This is a genomic window from Kineosporia corallincola (assembly GCF_018499875.1).
Taxonomy (GTDB): domain Bacteria; phylum Actinomycetota; class Actinomycetes; order Actinomycetales; family Kineosporiaceae; genus Kineosporia; species Kineosporia corallincola.
The window spans coordinates 346,877-363,819 of sequence record NZ_JAHBAY010000002.1 but is presented as its reverse complement, the minus strand read 5'-3'; the positions used below and the strand labels follow the sequence as shown (position 1 = coordinate 363,819).

The following is a 16,943-nucleotide window of genomic DNA, read 5'->3' as shown; positions in this document are numbered from 1 at the left end:
ACCGGTCCCGCACCGGCCCCGGGTGAGGGGCACACCGCCCCTCACCCGCGGCACCGCCGCACGAGGATCAGGCCGAGGCGCCCGGCTTGGTGTTCTGCTGGAGCACGTTCGAGTCGTCCCGGATCACCGCGCCCTGCTCGACCAGGCTGCACTCCAGCTCGTGCCCGTGGTGCCCGCAGAACAGCAGCACGCTGCCGGACGGGAACAGCGCCGTGACATAGGCCTGCGCACCACACGGCACCCGCGGGTTGGCCGTGCCCGATCCCTCGCGGATCGTGGTGGTGGTCGCGTCGCACCGGTCGGTCGCCGTCAGCGCGGGAATGTCCTGGAACGCGGTCGGGATGGTCGGGGCCTGGACTTCGGTGGCGCTCGCGGTCACTCGTGGTACCTCTTCCCTCGGGTGGAGCGGGTGCGATGGTGCAGTCGGCACTGACCGTGACCCCTTTCGGCCCGGTCAGTCGTCACTCCAGTCTGGGATACCCCCGAACGGGAGGAAATCCCAGGTCAGCGTCGAGTAGATCACACGAACGTATCAAGGCGGCTGCCGCCGGGCCCGACGCGATGATCAAGGACGCCCGGACGCCGTCGGGTAGGGGGTGCGGGGTGCGCGCAGGCGCCGTGCCAGTGCGGGCCCGGCGGCGAGCGCGGCGAACCCCGCGGCGAACAGGAACAACAGAGGACGCACGCCCCCGGTTCCGGCGCCGCTCATCTGGGTGAGGATGCCGGTCACCCCGCCCGGCTCGCCGAACACCTCGGCCACCCGCAGATACACGCCGGAGCCCAGGGAGGAACCGAGAAGCCAGGCGGTGAGCAGGATCCCGGTCGCGGTCACCGTCCAGCTCGCCCGGCCGGGACATGCCGTGCGCCCGGCCGTGCGCCCGGCCGTGACCAGGGTGTAGCCGAGGGCGATGCCGAGCAGTGCCGTGCCGGCCACGACCGCCGGGACGGCCTGCGTGATGAGTGCCGCCACCCAGCAGTGTGCCGCGGCCATCAGCAGGCACCCGCCGGCCAGGGGGTTGCGGGTGGAACCCGACAGCGGGCGGGACGGCGGGCGGGACGGCGAACGCGGCAGGGTCGCGAGCCAGGCCCCGAGCCCGATGCCCGCGACCAGCGCCAGGTCGGCCCATCCGGCGGCGGGGCGGTTCCCGCCGCTCCCGCCACTGCTCCCGCCACTGCTCCCGCCACTGCTCCCGCCATTGGTCGCCGCCGACCGGATCGCCAGCAGCACGCAGAACGTCACCCCGCTACAGGCCAGGCCCAGGGCGAGGGTGACCAGAACGGGCAGGGCGGGCGGCACCGTCCGGGTGCGGCGCACCCACATGCCGGCCAGCAGGGCGGCGGCCAGCAGCATCGCCGTTCCCTGGATGCCGGACCACAGCCAGTACGCCCCGAACAACGCGCACCCCCCGGCAGCCGCCAGCACCACGGCGTTCGCGGTGGGACGTGCGGCGGGGGCGACCGGAACGCGCAGCGCGATCCCCAGCGCCACCACCGACAGCACCACCGAGACCCACGGCAGCAACCCGTCCCCGACCACGGAACTGATCGCCGTCTCCGTCAGGCTGCCCGCGATCGCCAGAGCCAGCACGGGCCCGGCATCGGAATCGTCACCGGAACCGGCGCTCGACCTTGCGTCTGACCCGGCGTCCGACCCGGCGTCCGACCCGGCGTCTGAACCGGCGCTCGACCCGGAGCTTGACCCGGCGCTCGATCCGGCCTCGGTGCCCGGCCCGCCGGTGCCCGTCCTGCTGCCCGGCCCACCGGTGCCGGGAACGCCGCGCCCGGCCAGCACCGGGATCACCGCCAGTGCCAGGCCCTGGAGGGCGGCACCGATCATCAGCACGTTCTTGCCGGGCGCGAGCGCGACCAGCACCGCGCCGAGCAGCACCAGGCCGAGCACGCCCGGCACCGCCCGGCCGTCCCGGGGCATCAGCGGGATCAGCAGGATCCCCGGCAGCAGTCCCAGCAACGGCAGCACCTGCGTGTCGGCGAGCGTGAACCCGAGGTCCTCGTACGTCGACCAGGGCACCATCGCCCGGATCGACGCGGCCCCCACCAGCACCGCGAGCAGCCTGATCATCCGCCCCACCCCCTGTCCGGAAGGAGGGCGAGCGTCTCACGCGGCCGGCCACCGACGAGCCGCCGACACCCGGTCAGGCACCCGCGCAGGCGCCCGGTGAAGCGCTCGGTGAAGCGCTCGGTCAGCCCAGCACGAGCACCAGATCGCCGCCGTCCACGCTCTGCACGCCACCGAACGCCAGCCGCCGCACCACGCCCTCGACCGGCGCGGTGATCGAGGCCTCCATCTTCATCGCCTCGATCGTGGCCACCGTGTCACCGGCGGCCACCTTCTCGCCCTCGGCCACCACCACCGTCACGACCCCCTGGAACGGCGCCGCCACGTGCCCCGGCTGCGACACGTCGGCCTTCTCCGCCGTCGGCACCTGCGCCGCGATCCGCTCGTCCCGCACGCTGATCGGCCGCATCTGCCCATTCAGCCGGGCCATCACGGTGCGCAAGCCCCGCTCGTCCGGTTCGCTGATCGACTGGAGACCGACGATCAGGGTCTTGCCCTCGTCCAGCTCGATCACGTGCTCCTCACCCTGCCGCAGCCCGTACAGGTAGTCCAGCGTCGGCAGCACCGAGGTGTCGCCGTAGGTGGAGCGGGCCTCGGCGAAGATCCGGGTCGGGCCGGGGAACAGCAGCTCGTTCAGCGTCCGGCGCGGATCCCGCGCCAGCGCCGCCTCCTGGTCGGGCGTGAGCTCCTGCGCCGGGGGCGTCCACGAGCGCCCGGCCAGCGCCCTCGACCGGAACGGCTCGGGCCACCCGCCGGGCGGGTCACCCAGCTCACCGTTGAGGAACCCGATCACCGAGGCCGGGATGTCGAACGAGCCCGGGTGCTCGGCGAATCCCTCCGGGTCGGCGCCCGCCGCCACCAGGCTCAGCGCCAGGTCGCCGATGACCTTGGACGACGGGGTCACCTTCGGCACGTTGCCGAGGATGTCGTTCGCGGCCGCGTACATGTCCTCGATCTGCTCGAACTTCTCGCCCAGCCCCAGCGCGATCGCCTGCTGCCGCAGGTTCGACAGCTGCCCGCCCGGGATCTCGTGCCGGTACACCCGCCCGGTCGGCGAGGTCAGGCCGGACTCGAACGGCGCGTACACCCGCCGCACCGCCTCCCAGTACGGCTCCAGCGCGTTCACCGCCGCCAGCGACAGCCCGGTCTCGCGCTCACCGTGGTCGGTGGCCGCCACCAGCGCCGACAGCGGGGGTTGCGAGGTGGTGCCGGCCATCGAGGCGCTGGCCGCGTCGACCGCGTCCACGCCGGCCGCGATCGCGGCGGTGAGCGTGGCCAGCTGGCCCCCGGCGGTGTCGTGGGTGTGCAGGTGAACCGGCAGATCGAAGCGCGAGCGCAACGCCGTCACCAGTCTCGCCGCCGCGGGCGCGCGCAGCAGACCGGCCATGTCCTTGATCGCCAGCACATGCGCGCCGGCCTGCACGATCCGTTCCGCCAGGCGCAGGTAATAGTCCAGGGTGTACAGCTTTTCGGCCGGGTCGGACAGGTCGCCGGTGTAGCATAGAGCGACCTCGGCCACCGTGCCGCCGGTCGAGCGCACCGCCTCGATCGCCGGGCGCATCTGTTCCACGTCGTTCAGCGCGTCGAAGATCCGGAACACGTCCACACCGGTCGCCGCCGCCTCGGCCACGAACGCGTCCGTCACCCGCGTCGGGTACGGCGTGTAGCCCACCGTGTTGCGGCCGCGCAGCAGCATCTGGAGCGCCACGTTCGGCACCGCCGCCCGCAGCGCGGCCAGCCGCTCCCACGGGTCCTCGGCCAGGAACCGCAGCGCCACGTCGTAGGCCGCGCCGCCCCAGGCCTCGATCGACCACAGCTGCGGGGTGGTGCGGGCCACGTGCGGCGCCACCGCCAGCAGGTCGCGCGTGCGCACCCGGGTGGCCAGCAGCGACTGGTGGGCGTCGCGGAACGTGGTGTCGGTGACCGCCACCCGGTCCTGCTCGCGCAGCCGCCGGGCGAACCCCTCCGGCCCGAGATCCCGCAGCAGCTGCCGGGTTCCGTCCGGCGCCGGCGATCCCAGGTCGGTGAGCGGAAGTTTGGACGACGGATCGAGCGTGACCGGCGCGGCCCCGTTCGGCTGGTTCACCGTGACCCCGGCCAGGTAGGTCAGCAGCTTGCTGCCCCGGTCGCCGGACCCGCGCGCCGCCAGCAACTGCGGGTGGGTCTCGATGAACGACGTGGTGACGTGCCCCGAGGCGAAGTCCGGGTCGTCCAGAACCGCTTGCAGGAAGGGGATGTTCGTGGACACACCGCGGATGCGGAACTCGGCCACCGCCCGCCGCGCCTTCTCCACCGCCTTCTCGAACGTGCGTCCCCGGCAGGTCAGCTTGGCCAGCATCGAGTCGAAGTGCGCCGACACCTCGGCGCCGGTGTACACCGTGCCGCCGTCCAGCCGCACGCCGCCACCGCCGGGGGAGCGGTAGGTGGTGATCACGCCGGTGTCCGGCCGGAAGTGGTTGGCCGGGTCCTCGGTGGTGATCCGGCACTGGAGCGCCGCGCCCCGCACCCGCACACCGTCCTGCGAGAGCCCCAGCCCGGCCAGGGTCTCGCCGGCGGCGATCCGCAGCTGCGACTGCACCAGGTCGACGTCCGTGATCTCCTCGGTCACCGTGTGCTCGACCTGGATGCGCGGGTTCATCTCGATGAACACGTACGACCCGTCCGGCGCCAGCAGAAACTCCACCGTGCCCGCGTTGCGGTAGCCGATCTCCCGGGCGAACCGCACCGCGTCGGCGCACATCCGTTCCCGCAGAACCGGATCCAGGTTCGGGGCGGGCGCGATCTCGACCACCTTCTGGTGCCGGCGCTGCACCGAGCAGTCCCGCTCGAACAGATGGATCACGTCACCCCGCGCGTCGGCGAGGATCTGCACCTCGATGTGCCGCGGGTCCACCACCGCCTGCTCGATGAACACCGTCGGGTCGCCGAACGCCCCGTCCGCCTCCCGCATGCAGGCCTCCACGGCCTCGCGCAGGTCCTGCGGCCGGTCCACCCGGCGCATGCCCCGGCCGCCACCGCCCGCCACCGCCTTCACGAACAACGGGTACGGCATGCCCGCCGCGCCGTCCACCAGCTCCTCGACGTCCGTGCCCGGCGCGATGCTCGAGAGCGTGGGGACGCCGGCCGCCCGGGCCGCGGCGATCGCCCGCGCCTTGTTCCCGGTGAGTTCGAGGACGTCGGCGGTGGGCCCCACGAACGTGATCCCCGCCCGCGCGCACGCCTCCGCCAGCGCCGGGTTCTCGGACAGGAACCCGTACCCCGGATAGATCGCGTCGGCGCCCGCCCGCACCGCCACCGCGACGATCGCCTCCGGATCCAGGTACGCCCGCACCGGATGCCCGCGCTCGCCGATCTCGTACGACTCGTCGGCCTTGAGCCGGTGCTCGCTCCAGCGGTCCTCGTGCGGGAACACGGCCACCGTGCGGGCGCCGACCTCGTAGGCGGCGCGGAAGGCACGCACCGCGATCTCGCCACGGTTCGCCACCAGAATCTTCGTGAACACGGCGCTCCTGCTTTCCCGCGGTGGACCGGATCTACGGGCAGGGTAGGCCGCCCGGCCCCGAGGGAGAGGCTTCTGGACGTGGCCTGCCTCACCCGAGTCGCTGGGCGCCGATCACCCCCAGCAGCTCGAGCTTCTCCTGGCTGGCGCTGCCCGGGGAGGCGGTGAACACCAGCAGCGTCTGCGCCTGCTCCGGGTCCAGCAGGGTCTGGCAGTGCAGGTCCAGCTCCCCGACCTCCGGATGCAGCAACCGCTTGCGCTCGCTGTACCGCACGCCCACCGGGTGCTCGGCCCAGACCTGCGCGAAGTCGGACGCACCGGCCTCCAGCGCCGCCAGGATCTGCCCGGGCACCCCCTGCGGGCCGGAGCGGGCGATCACGTCGCGCAGGTGCGAGGCGAGCACCCGGGAATGCTGTGCCCGGTCCGCGGGCGGGTAGATCAGCCGCTCGGCGGGGTCGGTGAACCAGCGGTGGATCGCGCTGCGGGACAGGCCCTGGTACCGGCTGTGATCACCGAGCAGGGCCACTCCCGCCGGCGTCTGCACGAGTGTCTCGCCCAGGGCGTTCATGATGACAGCGGGGGTGTCGACGAGCCGGTCGACGACGCGCATCAGCCCGGCGTCCACGTGATCGGTGCGCAGAATGCGTTGCGGCGCCTCGTAACCCGCGATCCGGAACAGGTAGTCCCGCTCGGGCAGCGACAACCGCAGCCCTCGGGCCAGGGCCGCGATCATCTGCTCCGACGGCCGGGGGCCGGCGGCCCGTTCCATCCGCGAGTAGTAGTCGGCCGACATGCCCGCCGCCGCGGCGACCTCCTCCCGGCGCAGCCCCCGGGTGCGGCGGCGCTCGCCGTGCGGCAGGCCGAGGTCTTCGGGCTGCATGCGTTCCCGCCGGGTCCGGAGGAAGTCGGCGAGAGCTGCTGGTTCCATGGGCCGAGTCTCCACCCTCGCCCGCCACGCATCCACTGTCTGCCGATCAGTGGATGAACCGGCCGTTCCCCCGCCCGGCCGGGGCTTCTAGCGTCGGCGCCATGAACGAGAGATGGACCGCAGCAGACCTTCCCGACCTCACCGGTCAGGTGTTCGTGGTCACCGGCGCCTCCGGCGGGATCGGCCTGGTGATGAGCCGCGAGCTGGCCCGGGCCGGCGCCGACGTGGTCATGGCGGTGCGGAACCTGGACAAGGGGGCACAGGCCGCGCGGACGATCGGCCCGGCCCGGGGCGCGGTCGAGCTGCGTCTTCTGGACGTCGCCGACCTGGACTCCGTGCGGGCGTTCGCCGCGTCGTGGACCGGGAAGCTGGACGTGCTGATCAACAACGCCGGGATCATGATGGTCCCGTACGCCGCCACCGCGGACGGCCTCGAGAGCCAGATGGCCACCAACTACTTCGGCCCGTTCGCGCTGACCAACGCCCTGCTGCCGGACATCGGCGGCCGGGTCGTGCACACCGCGTCGCAGTTGCACCGACAGGGCCGGATCCGCCCGGGCGAGCTGGACCGGGGCGGGCGCCGGTACGACCCGTGGAAGGCCTACTGCGACTCCAAGCTCGCCGTCGTGCTCTTCTCCCTGGAACTCCAGCGCCGGCTGGATGCCGCCCACCGCCCGGTGCGGTCGGTCGTGGCGCATCCGGGGATCGCCAAGACCAACCTGGTGGCGCACGTCGGGGGTTTCTCCGGCTGGCTGAACGGCCTGGCCCAGCCGCTCCTGAACGACCTCGAGCCCGGTGCCCTGCCCACCCTGTACGCGGCCACGCAGGACGTGCCCGCGAACGCGTACGTGGGGCCGGACGGCCTGGGCAGCGTACGGGGCTACCCGAAGGTGCGCCGGCCGGGGCGCCGCGGCCGGGATGCCCAGGCGGCGGCGCAGCTGTGGGAGGCGACCGTCGAAAAGCTAGGGAAGGAGTTCGATTTCGCCCTCTGACCTGGGCTGCGGCGGCTCACTCCCAGCGCGGCAGCTGCCGCCAGGCCACGGTGGCTCCGGCCGGCACCGTGCCGCCGCGCCAGCCGGCGGTGCTGCCCTCGGCCTGGGCGCCGTGGTCGGTGGCCAGGCGCCGCAGATGCTCCCGGATCGCGGACCAGTCGTCGTCCATGGGCCCATCATGCTCCGTCGTCTGCCGGTCACCGGCCGATCACCCGCCGATCAGCAGGATGTCGGCGAGGGTGTGGACCAGCACGGAGGGCCACAGCGAACCGGTGCGCCAGCCCGAACGAGACCGAGCAGGCGGCCGTGGCCGGCCACCAGCCCAGGCCCTGGCGCCGGAGGAATTCCGGCATCGCCCGGCGCCAGAGTGATTCCTCGGCAACGGCGTTCACCACTGATGCCCCGGCCAGCAGGGCCAGGAAGAACGCGCTGTCGCGCTGGGCACGGAGCCCGTCGAGGGCCGGGTACCAGGCGAAAGGCGTCCTTCGAAGGCGGCTGCGCCGGGTGAGGTTCGACCCGTCCGGAGTATCACGAGTGGTCGGGCCGGTCCGACGGAGCGTGCAGCCCCGGAGCGGTTCCGGGTTGTCCCGGAAGGAATTCACTTCATGCGTCGTGCCCTCATCGGCATCGGAGTCGCCGGCACCCTGGTGGTCGGCGGCGCCGCCTCGGCGAACGCGGCGGTGGCTCCGCAGACGGCCGCCGCGAACACCTCGTGCGCCACCGTGGCCGAGTTCGGCAAGATCAAGGTGGGCATGTCGAAGGCCAGGGTCGCGAAGATCATCGGCAGCACGGGCACCAAGTACAGCTACGACGCGGACGTGTCGGGGTACGGCCAGGAGGTGCGCACCTACAAGGTCTGCAACGCCCCCTCGGCGGTTGTGCAGGTCGTCTACTACTCCAAGCAGGACCTGCCGGCCACCGGCGTCGGCTGGGCCAGCGGCAAGGCCTGGGTCGAGGCCTGGGCCTGAGCCGGGCAGGCTGACGGATGCCGCCGCGTCGTCCGGTCCCGCCCGGCGGCATCCGGTGTGCGACTGTTCGGGCGGGGACCGGGAGAGCGTTTCGTTTTTGACACCGGCCAGGCGCCGACGGTGGTGTCAAAAACGACGACGGGCACCCCGTCCTGGCTCCGCCCGGACGGTCACGCGGACGGGTCCCACGCCGCCAGCTGCTCGAAGATCGCCCGGTCGCCGTCCATCATGAGCGTCTCCAGCGGGCTCCGGCTGTAGAACACCAGCATCAGGTCGCCGGCCGTGGACCGGGCGGTGGCATCGGCCGGCCCGGCGGTCGCGATCTCGTCGTCCGTCAGCCGGGCGATCCGGATGCCCTCGGAAGACAGCCACAGACGCCAGGTCACGCCCTCGGTGACCTGGTAGTCCACGACAGCGGGCCGGTACGGCCACGGGCTGGACGTGGCGCAGCAGGTGAACAGGAACTCCTCGGCACCGTCCACCGCCAGCTCGGCGACCAGAGGCTGCGGGTCGCCGACGGCCAGCTGGGCGTCGTAGGTGTGCACGGCGATCTCCTGGAGCTGGTGCCGGGCGACCGCGCCGCAGGTGGCCGGTGACTGCGCGTCCTTCCACCACACCCACGAGCCCTGGTCCGGTCCGGCGTCCCGCAGTGCGCCGATCATCGCCTGCGCCGAGTCGGCCAGCCACGCGTCCAGCGTCTCGCCTTCTGCCGGAGCGCTTTCCAGCATGACGCGACCGGTGGCGTCCGGTCCGGCCTCGATCGTGGCCGCCCACCGGCGCCGGCTCAGGCCCATGTGCTGGGCCAGGTCGAGCAGGGTCCACTCCGGGCAGGTCGGAACCTGCACGCCGAGGTCGGGGGCGGCGGCGATCACGGCGCGGAAGGTCGCGAACCGCTCGTCGATCAGGCGCAGCAGGTCGGGGAACGAGGGGGGCGTCGTCACCGCGGATGTCTACCAGCCGTGGACGTCCGGGGCCAGCGAGTTTCATCCCCGCGGCTGCCGCGCCGCGCCGGCCAGCAGCTGCGCCAGGTGCAGCGACGGCCGCTCGCGCAGGTCCTCGATCTGGGTGCGGCAGGAGAACCCGTCGGCCAGCACCACCGCGTCCGGCTTGCCGTCCAGGGCGGGCAGCAGGTTGGCCTCGGCGACCTTCACCGACACCTCGTAGTGCCCGATCTCCACGCCGAAATTGCCGGCCAGACCACAACATCCGGCCAGGGTCTGGATGTCCGCCCCGGTGCGGGCCAGCAGGGCCCGGTCGGTGTTCCAGCCGAGCACGGCGTGGTGGTGGCAGTGCGGCTGGGCCACGATCGTGGTGCCGGACAGGTCCGGCGGCGTCCACCCGTCGGTGGCCGTGAGCAGTTCGGCCAGGGTCTTGGTGGACGACGCGACGAGCCGGGCGTCGTCTCCCAGCGGCGAGTTGCCCAGCAGTTCAACGGCGTCCGAGCGCAGCACGGCTGTGCAGGACGGCTCGATGCCGACGACGGGGATGCCCGCCCGGGCCGCCGCGGCCAGCTCGGTGACCGTGGAGCCGAGGATGCGGCGCGCGGCGTCGAGCTGACCGGTGGTGATCCAGGTGAGCCCGCAGCAGGTGCCGGCCGAGGGCAGCTGCGGCTCGTACCCGGCGTCGCGCAGCACCTGCACGGTGGCCTCGGCCACCTCCGGCGAGAACCCGTCGGAGAACGAGTCGACGAACAGCATCACCGGGGCGCCGGCCGTCCGCGTGGCCTCGGTCTGCCGCGACCACCAGCGGCGGAACGGCGTGCGGGCGAACTCCGGCACCGAGCGCCGGGAGTCGACGCCGGCGCCGAACAGGGCCAGCCGCTTCACCCCGGGCAGCCGCATGCCGAGGTTCGCCAGCCGCGGCGCCCGCCCGGCCAGCCGCGCCCACTGCGGCAGCCGGCCCAGCGAATAGTGCGAGCGGGGGCGCAGTTTCCCCTTGAACTTCTGGTACAGCGCCTCGGACTTGTAGGTGGCCATGTCGATGCCGGTCGGGCAGTCCGAGCCACAGCCCTTGCAGGCCAGGCACAGGTCCAGCGACTCCTCCACGGCGGGCGATCGCCAGTCCAGGTCGCCGCGCACCACGTCTTGCAGCACCCGGGCGCGGCCCCGGGTGGAGTCCTTCTCCTCACGGGTGGCCAGGTACGACGGGCACATCACGCCACCGGCGGCGGAGTTGTCGGCCCGGCACTTGCCCACGCCGGTGCAGCGGTGCAGGGCCTGGGCCAGGTCACCGCCGTCGTGCTCGTAGATGAAGGCCAGGTTCTTGCGGTAGCTGACGCCGGCCGCGCGCACGTCGGCGTCGAACGGGTCCGGATCGACGAGAACCCCCGGGTTGAGCAGGTTCTGCGGGTCGAAGGCGTTCTTCACGGCGCCGAACAGGGCGATCGCGCCGGGGGAGTACATCAGCGACAGCAGCTCGCCGCGGGCCCGCCCGTCCCCGTGCTCGCCGGAGATCGAGCCGCCGAACTCGGCCACCAGACCGGCTGCGGCGGTGAGGAACTCGCGCAGTACCCGGAGGCCGTCGGGCCGGTCGAGCGGGTAGTCCAGGCGCACGTGCATGCAGCCGTCGCCGAAGTGCCCGTACGGCGCCGAGGTCATGCCGTGCCCGGCCACCAGCTCGTCGAAACGGGCCAGGTAGGCGCCCAGGCGCTGCGGGGGCACGGCCGCGTCCTCCAGACCGGGCCAGGCGGGCTTGCCCGAGGGCGCGCGACCGGCCAGGCCCGCGCCGTCCTCACGGATCCGCCACAACCGCGCCTGGGTGGCGGGGTCTTCCACGACGCTCGCCTCCAGCCCCAGGCCGGCCGCGGCCAGCGCGTGGGCGCGGTCGAGCACGTCGGTGCGGTCGTCGCCGGCGATCTCGACGAACAGCCAGGCCCCGCCGCGGGGCATCGGCGGGATCGCGCTGTCGCCGCGGCGGGCGCGCAGCACCCCGACCAGCCGCTCGTCCATGCCCTCGCAGGCGGTGGGCCCGAAGGTGACCACGGTGGGCGCGGCCTCACCGGCGGCCACGATGTCGCGGAAGCCGATCGCGACGACGACCCGGTGGTCGGGGTCCTTGACCAGGCGCACCGTGGCCTCGGTGAGCACGCCGAGGGTGCCCTCCGAGCCGATCAGCGCCTGGCCCAGGTCGAAGCGCTCGGGCAGGAGGTGCTGCACGGCGTACCCGGACAGCTGGCGGCCGAACTGGTCGAACTCGGTGCGCACGGCCGCGAGGTGCCGGCCCGTCGCCGTCCTCAGTTCGTCGAGGAGGGAGGCCGGGCCGTGCGCGAACGGTGTGCCGTCGTCGTACCCGGTGGTCAGCGTCTCGCCCGAGGCCAGCAGGTGCGTCATGGCGGTGACGTTGTCGGAGGTGCGCCCGTAGCCCAGCGCCCGGTTGCCGCAGGCGTTGTTGCCGATCATCCCGCCGATCGTGCAGCGCGGGTGGCTGGACGGGTCGGGGCCGAACCGGACGCCGTGCGGCAGAACGGCTTTCTGGAGGACGGCGTGCACGGTGCCGGGTTCGACGCGGGCGGTGCGGGTGGCCGGGTCGACCTCCAGCACCCGGTTGAGGTGCCGGCTGAAGTCGACCACGATGCCCCGGCCGATGGCGTTGCCGGCGATCGACGTGCCGCCGCCGCGGGAGGTCAGCGGCACCCCGAGGTCGCGGGCGACGGCCAGGGTGGCCGCCACCTCGTCGACGTGCCGCGGACGCACCACGGCCAGCGGCGGGATGCGGTACAACGAGGCGTCGGTGGAGTACATCGCCTTGGTGCCCGCGTCGTCGCGGACCTCCAGGCCGGCCCTGCGCAAGGCGGAGGCGGCGTCGGTCTGGAGCGTGGTGAGGCTGGACATGAGTAACATGTTAATCATGGCGGCGTCGTTGTCCGAGCAGGTGGTCGCGGAGGTCCGGGCCGGGATCCGGCAGCGGAGGTACGTACCGGGCGAGATCTACTCGGTGTACCAGCTGGCCGAGGCACTGGGTTTCTCCCGCAGCCCGGTGCGTGAGGCGATGCTGCGGCTGTCGGAGGCGGGGCTGGTCGAGATCAGCCGCAACCGGGGCTTCCGCGTGCTGCTGCCACAGGCCCGCGACCTGGCCGAGATCTTCGCCGTGCGCCTGTCGCTGGAGGTGCCGGCCGCCCGCCGGCTGGCCCGGCTGGACGACTCCCAGGCCCGCGACGACCTGGTGGCCTGCATGAACGCCATGGAGAACGCGCGGGACGACGAGGAGTTCTGGCTGCACGACCGGCGTCTGCACCAGCTGGTCCTGCTCGGCGCGGGCAACCGGCGGGCCGCGCGGATCGTGGCCGGGCTGCGCGAGACCACCGGCCTGCTGGGTGAGCCCACGGCCCGCACCCACGCCGCCATCTGCTCCGAGCACCGGCCGATCGTCGAGGCCGTCCGCGGTGGTGACGGCGCCGCGGCCGGTGAGGCGATGCGGGCGCACCTGACCTCGACCGGCCTGCTGCTGATGGCGGAGGCCGCCGGGGTGTCCGTGGGGGACCCCTCGATCGGCGGCCTGTGGCGCGAGGTCTCGGCCGATCACGGGGATCTGCCGGACGTCCCCGGGAGCTCCGCCGGTTGATCAGCCGATACCTGTGTGTCCGGTGACGGCCACGGAGCAGTCGTTCAAGGCTTCCCGGAAAGTGGTGGTGTCCGTCGGTACGGCGTCGAGAGCCGCGTCGTAATGCTTGACACCGGCCAGCGACGGGTCGGTCTCACGGACAGGGTCGGGGTATTCGGGCACACCGTGCTGTCGGAAGCAGACAGCCATCTTCTGGCTGAAGGCGAACTCCTCGTCACTCAGGAGGGGGTAGCTCTGGGGACGGGGATCAGGGAGCAGCTTGGTCTGGCAGCTGCCGATGGCGGTCTGCTGTGACTTACTGAGGCCGGTGCCCTTGATCTGCTCCTTGTAGGGCGCCCTCTGCGTTCCGTCAGGCTCGGGATCGCTCACATCGAGTCCCGCGGCGCGCATGCACGTGGCGAAGGCTCGTTCGCTCGCCAGGTAGTCCTGAAACCTGGCATCGGAGCCGGCCTCACTGGTCGCCGGCGTCGCCCGGGAGCCTGACGGGGCCGCGCTGGCGATGGAGGCGGTGGAGGCACTCGAACAGCCGGCCAGCGCGGTGATCGTGACCGTGGCCGTCATCACCGCGACCGTGGTCCAGGCGGGCCGGGCGTTGCTGGGCATGCGATTCCCCTCTCTGGAGCGGCCCGCACACTCTGCGCAGGCCGCTGTCGTGCAGTGGTGTCGCGGCGAGCCTGGCATGCAGGAGGCACCCGCTCAGGTAGGGCGACGGGATCCGGATCGGATGCTGACAGGTTCTTGACAGTCGCTCCGGTTCACTCATGGAGATCACGAGAAGGGTGAGCACCGGCATGAAGCGGATATCGAGGAGCAGACCGGTCGCCGTGCGCCGGGGCAGGCCCGAGGAGCCGGGCGAACCGGTGCGGCCGCGACGCGGCCGCGTCGTCACACTCACCGGCGCTGCGTTGGTGGTGGTCGGGGTTGTCATCGGCGGTGCGGCCCTTGGACTGGGAGGTGGCGACCGGCCCGCTCCCCGGGCAGACGTCACCATGCGCATCACCACCATCGCATCCTGCACCCTGACGGAAAGCCAGAGTTTCTCCGCCGTGGCCACTTACGGTGCGGCACAGCCGCTGCCGTTGCAGGCCCAGGGACTGATCACCTGGCTGCCCCAGGCCGGTACGACAGTCCACGAGGGAGAAACGCTGATCCGCGTCGACGATCGGCCGGTGGTTCTGCTGTACGGGGCAGTTCCCCAGTACCGCACTCTCCGGCTGCCGGCCGAGCCGACCGCAGGGCAGGCCGCCACTGGTCAGACAGCGGACCGGGGGAGTGCGGGCCAGGCAACCGGGGAAGCGTCCACGGACCCGGACAGCACCGAGACGGCAACCGGGCCATTGCTGCGGGGCGCGGACGTCCGGCAACTGAAGCGGGCTCTCACCAGGCTCGGCTACGCAGGGCTGGACGATCGGAAGACCTACACCCGCTCGACCGCCGACGCCGTGCGACGCTGGCAGCGGGACCTCGGTGAAAGGCCGACGGGAGAAGTCGGACTCGGAGACATCTTCTATGCCTCCGGTCCGCTGAGGATCGTTCCCGGGGAGGGAGTGACCGTAGGACAGGCGATGTCACCCACGGCACTGGAGCGCACGAGCCGAACCCGCGTGATCACCGCGACCGTCGACGGTACGTCGACCTGGGCGCGCATCGGGACGAGAATGAACGTGGACATCGAGAACGGCGACACCGTCCGGGGAGTGATCTCCTCGGTGAAACTCTCGGACGCAACAGGTTCCGACGGAGGGCAGAGTCTCGACATCGTCCTGCGTGTCGCCCGGCAGTCCGCACTGAAGAAGGCTGGTGTCGCGGTCTCTGTCACCCACGTCACCGCTCACCGCGCCGGAGTTCTCTGCGTCCCTTCGGCAGCCCTCATCGCGCTGGCCGAAGGTGGTTACGGGGTGCAGACCGCATCGGGCAGCTACGTGGCGGTGAAGACCGGGCTCTTCGCCGGGGGGAAGGCCGAGATCAGCGGCGTCGGTGTGTACGCCGGCCTGCAAGTGTCCCTCCCGGTCGGCGACTGATGCGTAGCGGGCCCCTGGTGGAGCTCACCGCCGTCACCAAAACCTATCCGGGCGGTGTGGTCGCGGTCCGTGGGGTGAACCTGGACATCGAGCGTGGCGAAATGGTCGGGATCGTGGGGCGTTCCGGATCGGGCAAGTCAACCCTGTTGCACCTGCTCGGCGCGCTGGACCTTCCCAGCGCAGGCCAGGTCCGGATCGACGGGTACGACATCGCCGGTCTACGGGACCGGCAGTTGTCCGCGCTACGCGCCCGGACCATCGGTTTCGTCTTCCAGCAGTTCCATCTCGCCGTGGGCACCAGCGTTCTCGACAACGTGGCGGACGGCATGCTCTACGCCGGGGCCCACCGCACAGTCCGGCAAGCCCGGGCCAGGGAAACTCTTGGGCGGGTGGGTCTTTTGCATCGCCTGCATCACCTCCCGCACCAGCTGTCCGGAGGTGAGCGCCAGCGCGTGGCGATCGCCCGCGCCGTGATCGGGCGCCCGGCACTCCTTCTGGCTGACGAGCCCACCGGAAACCTCGACACCGCATCAGGGAACGACGTCATGACGTTGCTGCGTGAACTGCACAGTCAGGGGACCACCATCGTCATCATCACCCACGACCCCGAACTCGCTGCTGCACTGCCACGGCAGATGACCATGAACGACGGACAGCTGCGGGGGGGCCGGAAGCGATGAGGAGTACGCGGAGGAACAACCTGCGGCCCACACGGCTGGCCCTGGCTGACGTGGCCCGGCTGGGGGCCACCGGCCTGCGGACAAGGCCCCTACGAACGGTTCTGGCTGCCGCGGGCATCGCGATCGGCGTCGCCGCCATGGTGGCCATCGTCGGTATCTCCTCCTCCGGCGGAGCTGAGATCCAGCGGCGAATCGAAAGCCTCGGCCCCAACCTGCTGCACGTGACCGGAGCTCACCGGGCGCAGGGCGAGGGCCTGGCCACCCTGCCGAGGACCACCCGCACGAGCATTGCCCGGATCGGCCCGGTGCTCGCGGCCTCGGCCACCGCGTCGCTGCCGTTCAGCGCCTACCGCAACGACCACGTCCCAGCAGGGGAGACAGGCAGCCTCGCCGTGCTGGCCGCGGATCCGACCCTACTCGGCACACTGCACGCCGACGTCGCCTTCGGGAGCTGGTTCACCACAGCGTCCGCGCGGTATCCCTCGGTCGTCCTGGGTTCCGCCGCGGCCCAGCGGCTCGGGATCGACCGGCTGGGCGCCGACGTCGTGGTGGGAGCCGAGCTGGTTCCGGTGGTGGGTGTGCTCGATCCCGTGCCCCTCGCACCCGAGATCGACACCTCGGTGCTGATGGGATGGGAAACCGCCCGCTCCCACTACCGGTTCGCCGGTCACCCCACCAGCGTCTACGTGCGGGTGGTGCAGGACCAGCTCGACGCGGTAGGCACCATCATTCCCCGGTCGGTCTCGCCGACCGCTCCCGAAACAATAGCGGTGGGAATCCCCTCGGATGCGATCGCGGCGGGTCAGGCGGCCACAGCGACGACGTCCGGCCTGCTGATCGGCCTGGCCGGGGTGGCATTGGTGATCGGCGGCATCGGCATCGCCAACACCATGATCGTCTCAGTCCTCGAACGGCGCCCGGAAGTCGGGTTGCGCCGCGCCCTCGGCGCAACCCGGGGACAGGTGCGGGTGCAGTTCTTGAGCGAGGCGATCCTGCTGTCGGTCCTCGGAGGGGTGACGGGTTGCGTGTGCGGGAGCGTGGTGACGACGGTCTACGCTCAGATCCAGGGGTGGCCGGTCGTGGTGCCGCTGTGGGTGAGCTCCACCGGTGTGGGGGTCACCGTCCTGGTCGGGGCCGTCTCCGGCTTCTACCCGGCGATGCGGGCGAGCCGGATCTCCCCGACCGCCGCCCTGGCAGCCCTGTGAGAATCCGCTCCTG

General features: G+C 72.2%; 15 protein-coding genes. 6 read left to right on the top strand and 9 right to left on the bottom strand.

All coding sequences use genetic code 11. From position 1 onward, the window contains the following. Nucleotides 1–67: 67 nt before the first annotated feature. From KIH74_RS05870 to KIH74_RS05855, 4 genes are all read right to left on the bottom strand, one after another. On the bottom strand, nt 68–379 hold the full coding sequence (locus KIH74_RS05870) for a DUF7455 domain-containing protein (RefSeq protein WP_214154737.1): 312 nt from the start codon (nt 377–379) through the stop codon (nt 68–70). 186 nt (nt 380–565) lie between these two features. Then, nucleotides 566–2,080 carry a hypothetical protein gene (locus KIH74_RS05865; protein ID WP_214154736.1) on the bottom strand — a complete coding sequence of 505 codons (1,515 nt, stop codon included), beginning with the start codon at nt 2,078–2,080 and terminating at the stop codon, nt 566–568. Between the two features lie 121 nt (nt 2,081–2,201). Then, nucleotides 2,202–5,579 (bottom strand): pyruvate carboxylase, encoded by a 3,378-nt coding sequence (locus KIH74_RS05860; RefSeq protein ID WP_214154735.1) that lies wholly within the window; start codon nt 5,577–5,579, stop codon nt 2,202–2,204. Between the two features lie 88 nt (nt 5,580–5,667). Further along, nucleotides 5,668–6,504 carry a helix-turn-helix transcriptional regulator gene (locus KIH74_RS05855; RefSeq protein ID WP_214154734.1) on the bottom strand — a complete coding sequence of 279 codons (837 nt, stop codon included), beginning with the start codon at nt 6,502–6,504 and terminating at the stop codon, nt 5,668–5,670. A 101-nt stretch (nt 6,505–6,605) separates the two neighbouring features. On the opposite strand from KIH74_RS05855, the gene KIH74_RS05850 reads away from it, so the two are divergent. Further along, nucleotides 6,606–7,496: an SDR family NAD(P)-dependent oxidoreductase gene (locus KIH74_RS05850; RefSeq protein WP_214154733.1), complete on the top strand. Its 891-nt coding sequence runs from the start codon at nt 6,606–6,608 to the stop codon at nt 7,494–7,496. Nucleotides 7,497–7,512: 16 nt separating this feature from the next. Here the strand turns inward: KIH74_RS05850 and KIH74_RS05845 are convergent, their stop codons facing one another. Both KIH74_RS05845 and KIH74_RS39140 read right to left on the bottom strand, forming a co-directional pair. Further along, nucleotides 7,513–7,665 (bottom strand): hypothetical protein, encoded by a 153-nt coding sequence (locus KIH74_RS05845; RefSeq protein ID WP_214154732.1) that lies wholly within the window; start codon nt 7,663–7,665, stop codon nt 7,513–7,515. A 28-nt stretch (nt 7,666–7,693) separates the two neighbouring features. After that, nucleotides 7,694–8,098: a CPBP family glutamic-type intramembrane protease gene (locus tag KIH74_RS39140; RefSeq protein WP_214154731.1), complete on the bottom strand. Its 405-nt coding sequence runs from the start codon at nt 8,096–8,098 to the stop codon at nt 7,694–7,696. 3 nt (nt 8,099–8,101) lie between these two features. On the opposite strand from KIH74_RS39140, the gene KIH74_RS05835 reads away from it, so the two are divergent. After that, nucleotides 8,102–8,464, top strand: coding sequence for a hypothetical protein (locus KIH74_RS05835; RefSeq protein WP_214154730.1), 363 nt, complete (start codon nt 8,102–8,104; stop codon nt 8,462–8,464). Nucleotides 8,465–8,634: 170 nt separating this feature from the next. Here KIH74_RS05835 and KIH74_RS05830 read toward each other — a convergent pair whose 3' ends face one another. Both KIH74_RS05830 and KIH74_RS05825 read right to left on the bottom strand, forming a co-directional pair. Next, nucleotides 8,635–9,405: a maleylpyruvate isomerase N-terminal domain-containing protein gene (locus KIH74_RS05830; protein WP_214154729.1), complete on the bottom strand. Its 771-nt coding sequence runs from the start codon at nt 9,403–9,405 to the stop codon at nt 8,635–8,637. A 42-nt stretch (nt 9,406–9,447) separates the two neighbouring features. Then, a complete protein-coding gene (locus tag KIH74_RS05825; RefSeq protein ID WP_214154728.1) occupies nt 9,448–12,294 on the bottom strand; it encodes an FAD-binding and (Fe-S)-binding domain-containing protein in 2,847 nt (948 codons plus the stop codon). On the opposite strand from KIH74_RS05825, the gene KIH74_RS05820 reads away from it, so the two are divergent. After that, entirely contained in the window at nt 12,293–13,024 is a 732-nt protein-coding gene (locus KIH74_RS05820) for a GntR family transcriptional regulator (RefSeq protein WP_214154727.1), read from the top strand. The genes KIH74_RS05825 and KIH74_RS05820 overlap by 2 nt on opposite strands. Here KIH74_RS05820 and KIH74_RS05815 read toward each other — a convergent pair whose 3' ends face one another. Continuing rightward, entirely contained in the window at nt 13,025–13,585 is a 561-nt protein-coding gene (locus KIH74_RS05815; RefSeq protein ID WP_214154726.1) for a hypothetical protein, read from the bottom strand. Nucleotides 13,586–13,803: 218 nt separating this feature from the next. On the opposite strand from KIH74_RS05815, the gene KIH74_RS05810 reads away from it, so the two are divergent. Genes KIH74_RS05810 through KIH74_RS05800 form a run of 3 tightly spaced genes read left to right on the top strand, consistent with a single transcriptional unit; the run spans nt 13,804 to nt 16,930 of the window. Then, on the top strand, nt 13,804–15,045 hold the full coding sequence (locus tag KIH74_RS05810) for a peptidoglycan-binding domain-containing protein (protein ID WP_214154725.1): 1,242 nt from the start codon (nt 13,804–13,806) through the stop codon (nt 15,043–15,045). Beyond that, nucleotides 15,045–15,725, top strand: coding sequence for an ABC transporter ATP-binding protein (locus tag KIH74_RS05805; RefSeq protein ID WP_214154724.1), 681 nt, complete (start codon nt 15,045–15,047; stop codon nt 15,723–15,725). Before KIH74_RS05810 ends, KIH74_RS05805 begins: the two co-directional genes overlap by 1 nt. Then, nucleotides 15,722–16,930 (top strand): ABC transporter permease, encoded by a 1,209-nt coding sequence (locus KIH74_RS05800; protein ID WP_214154723.1) that lies wholly within the window; start codon nt 15,722–15,724, stop codon nt 16,928–16,930. The genes KIH74_RS05805 and KIH74_RS05800 overlap by 4 nt, the downstream gene beginning before the upstream one ends. Nucleotides 16,931–16,943 lie beyond the last annotated feature (13 nt).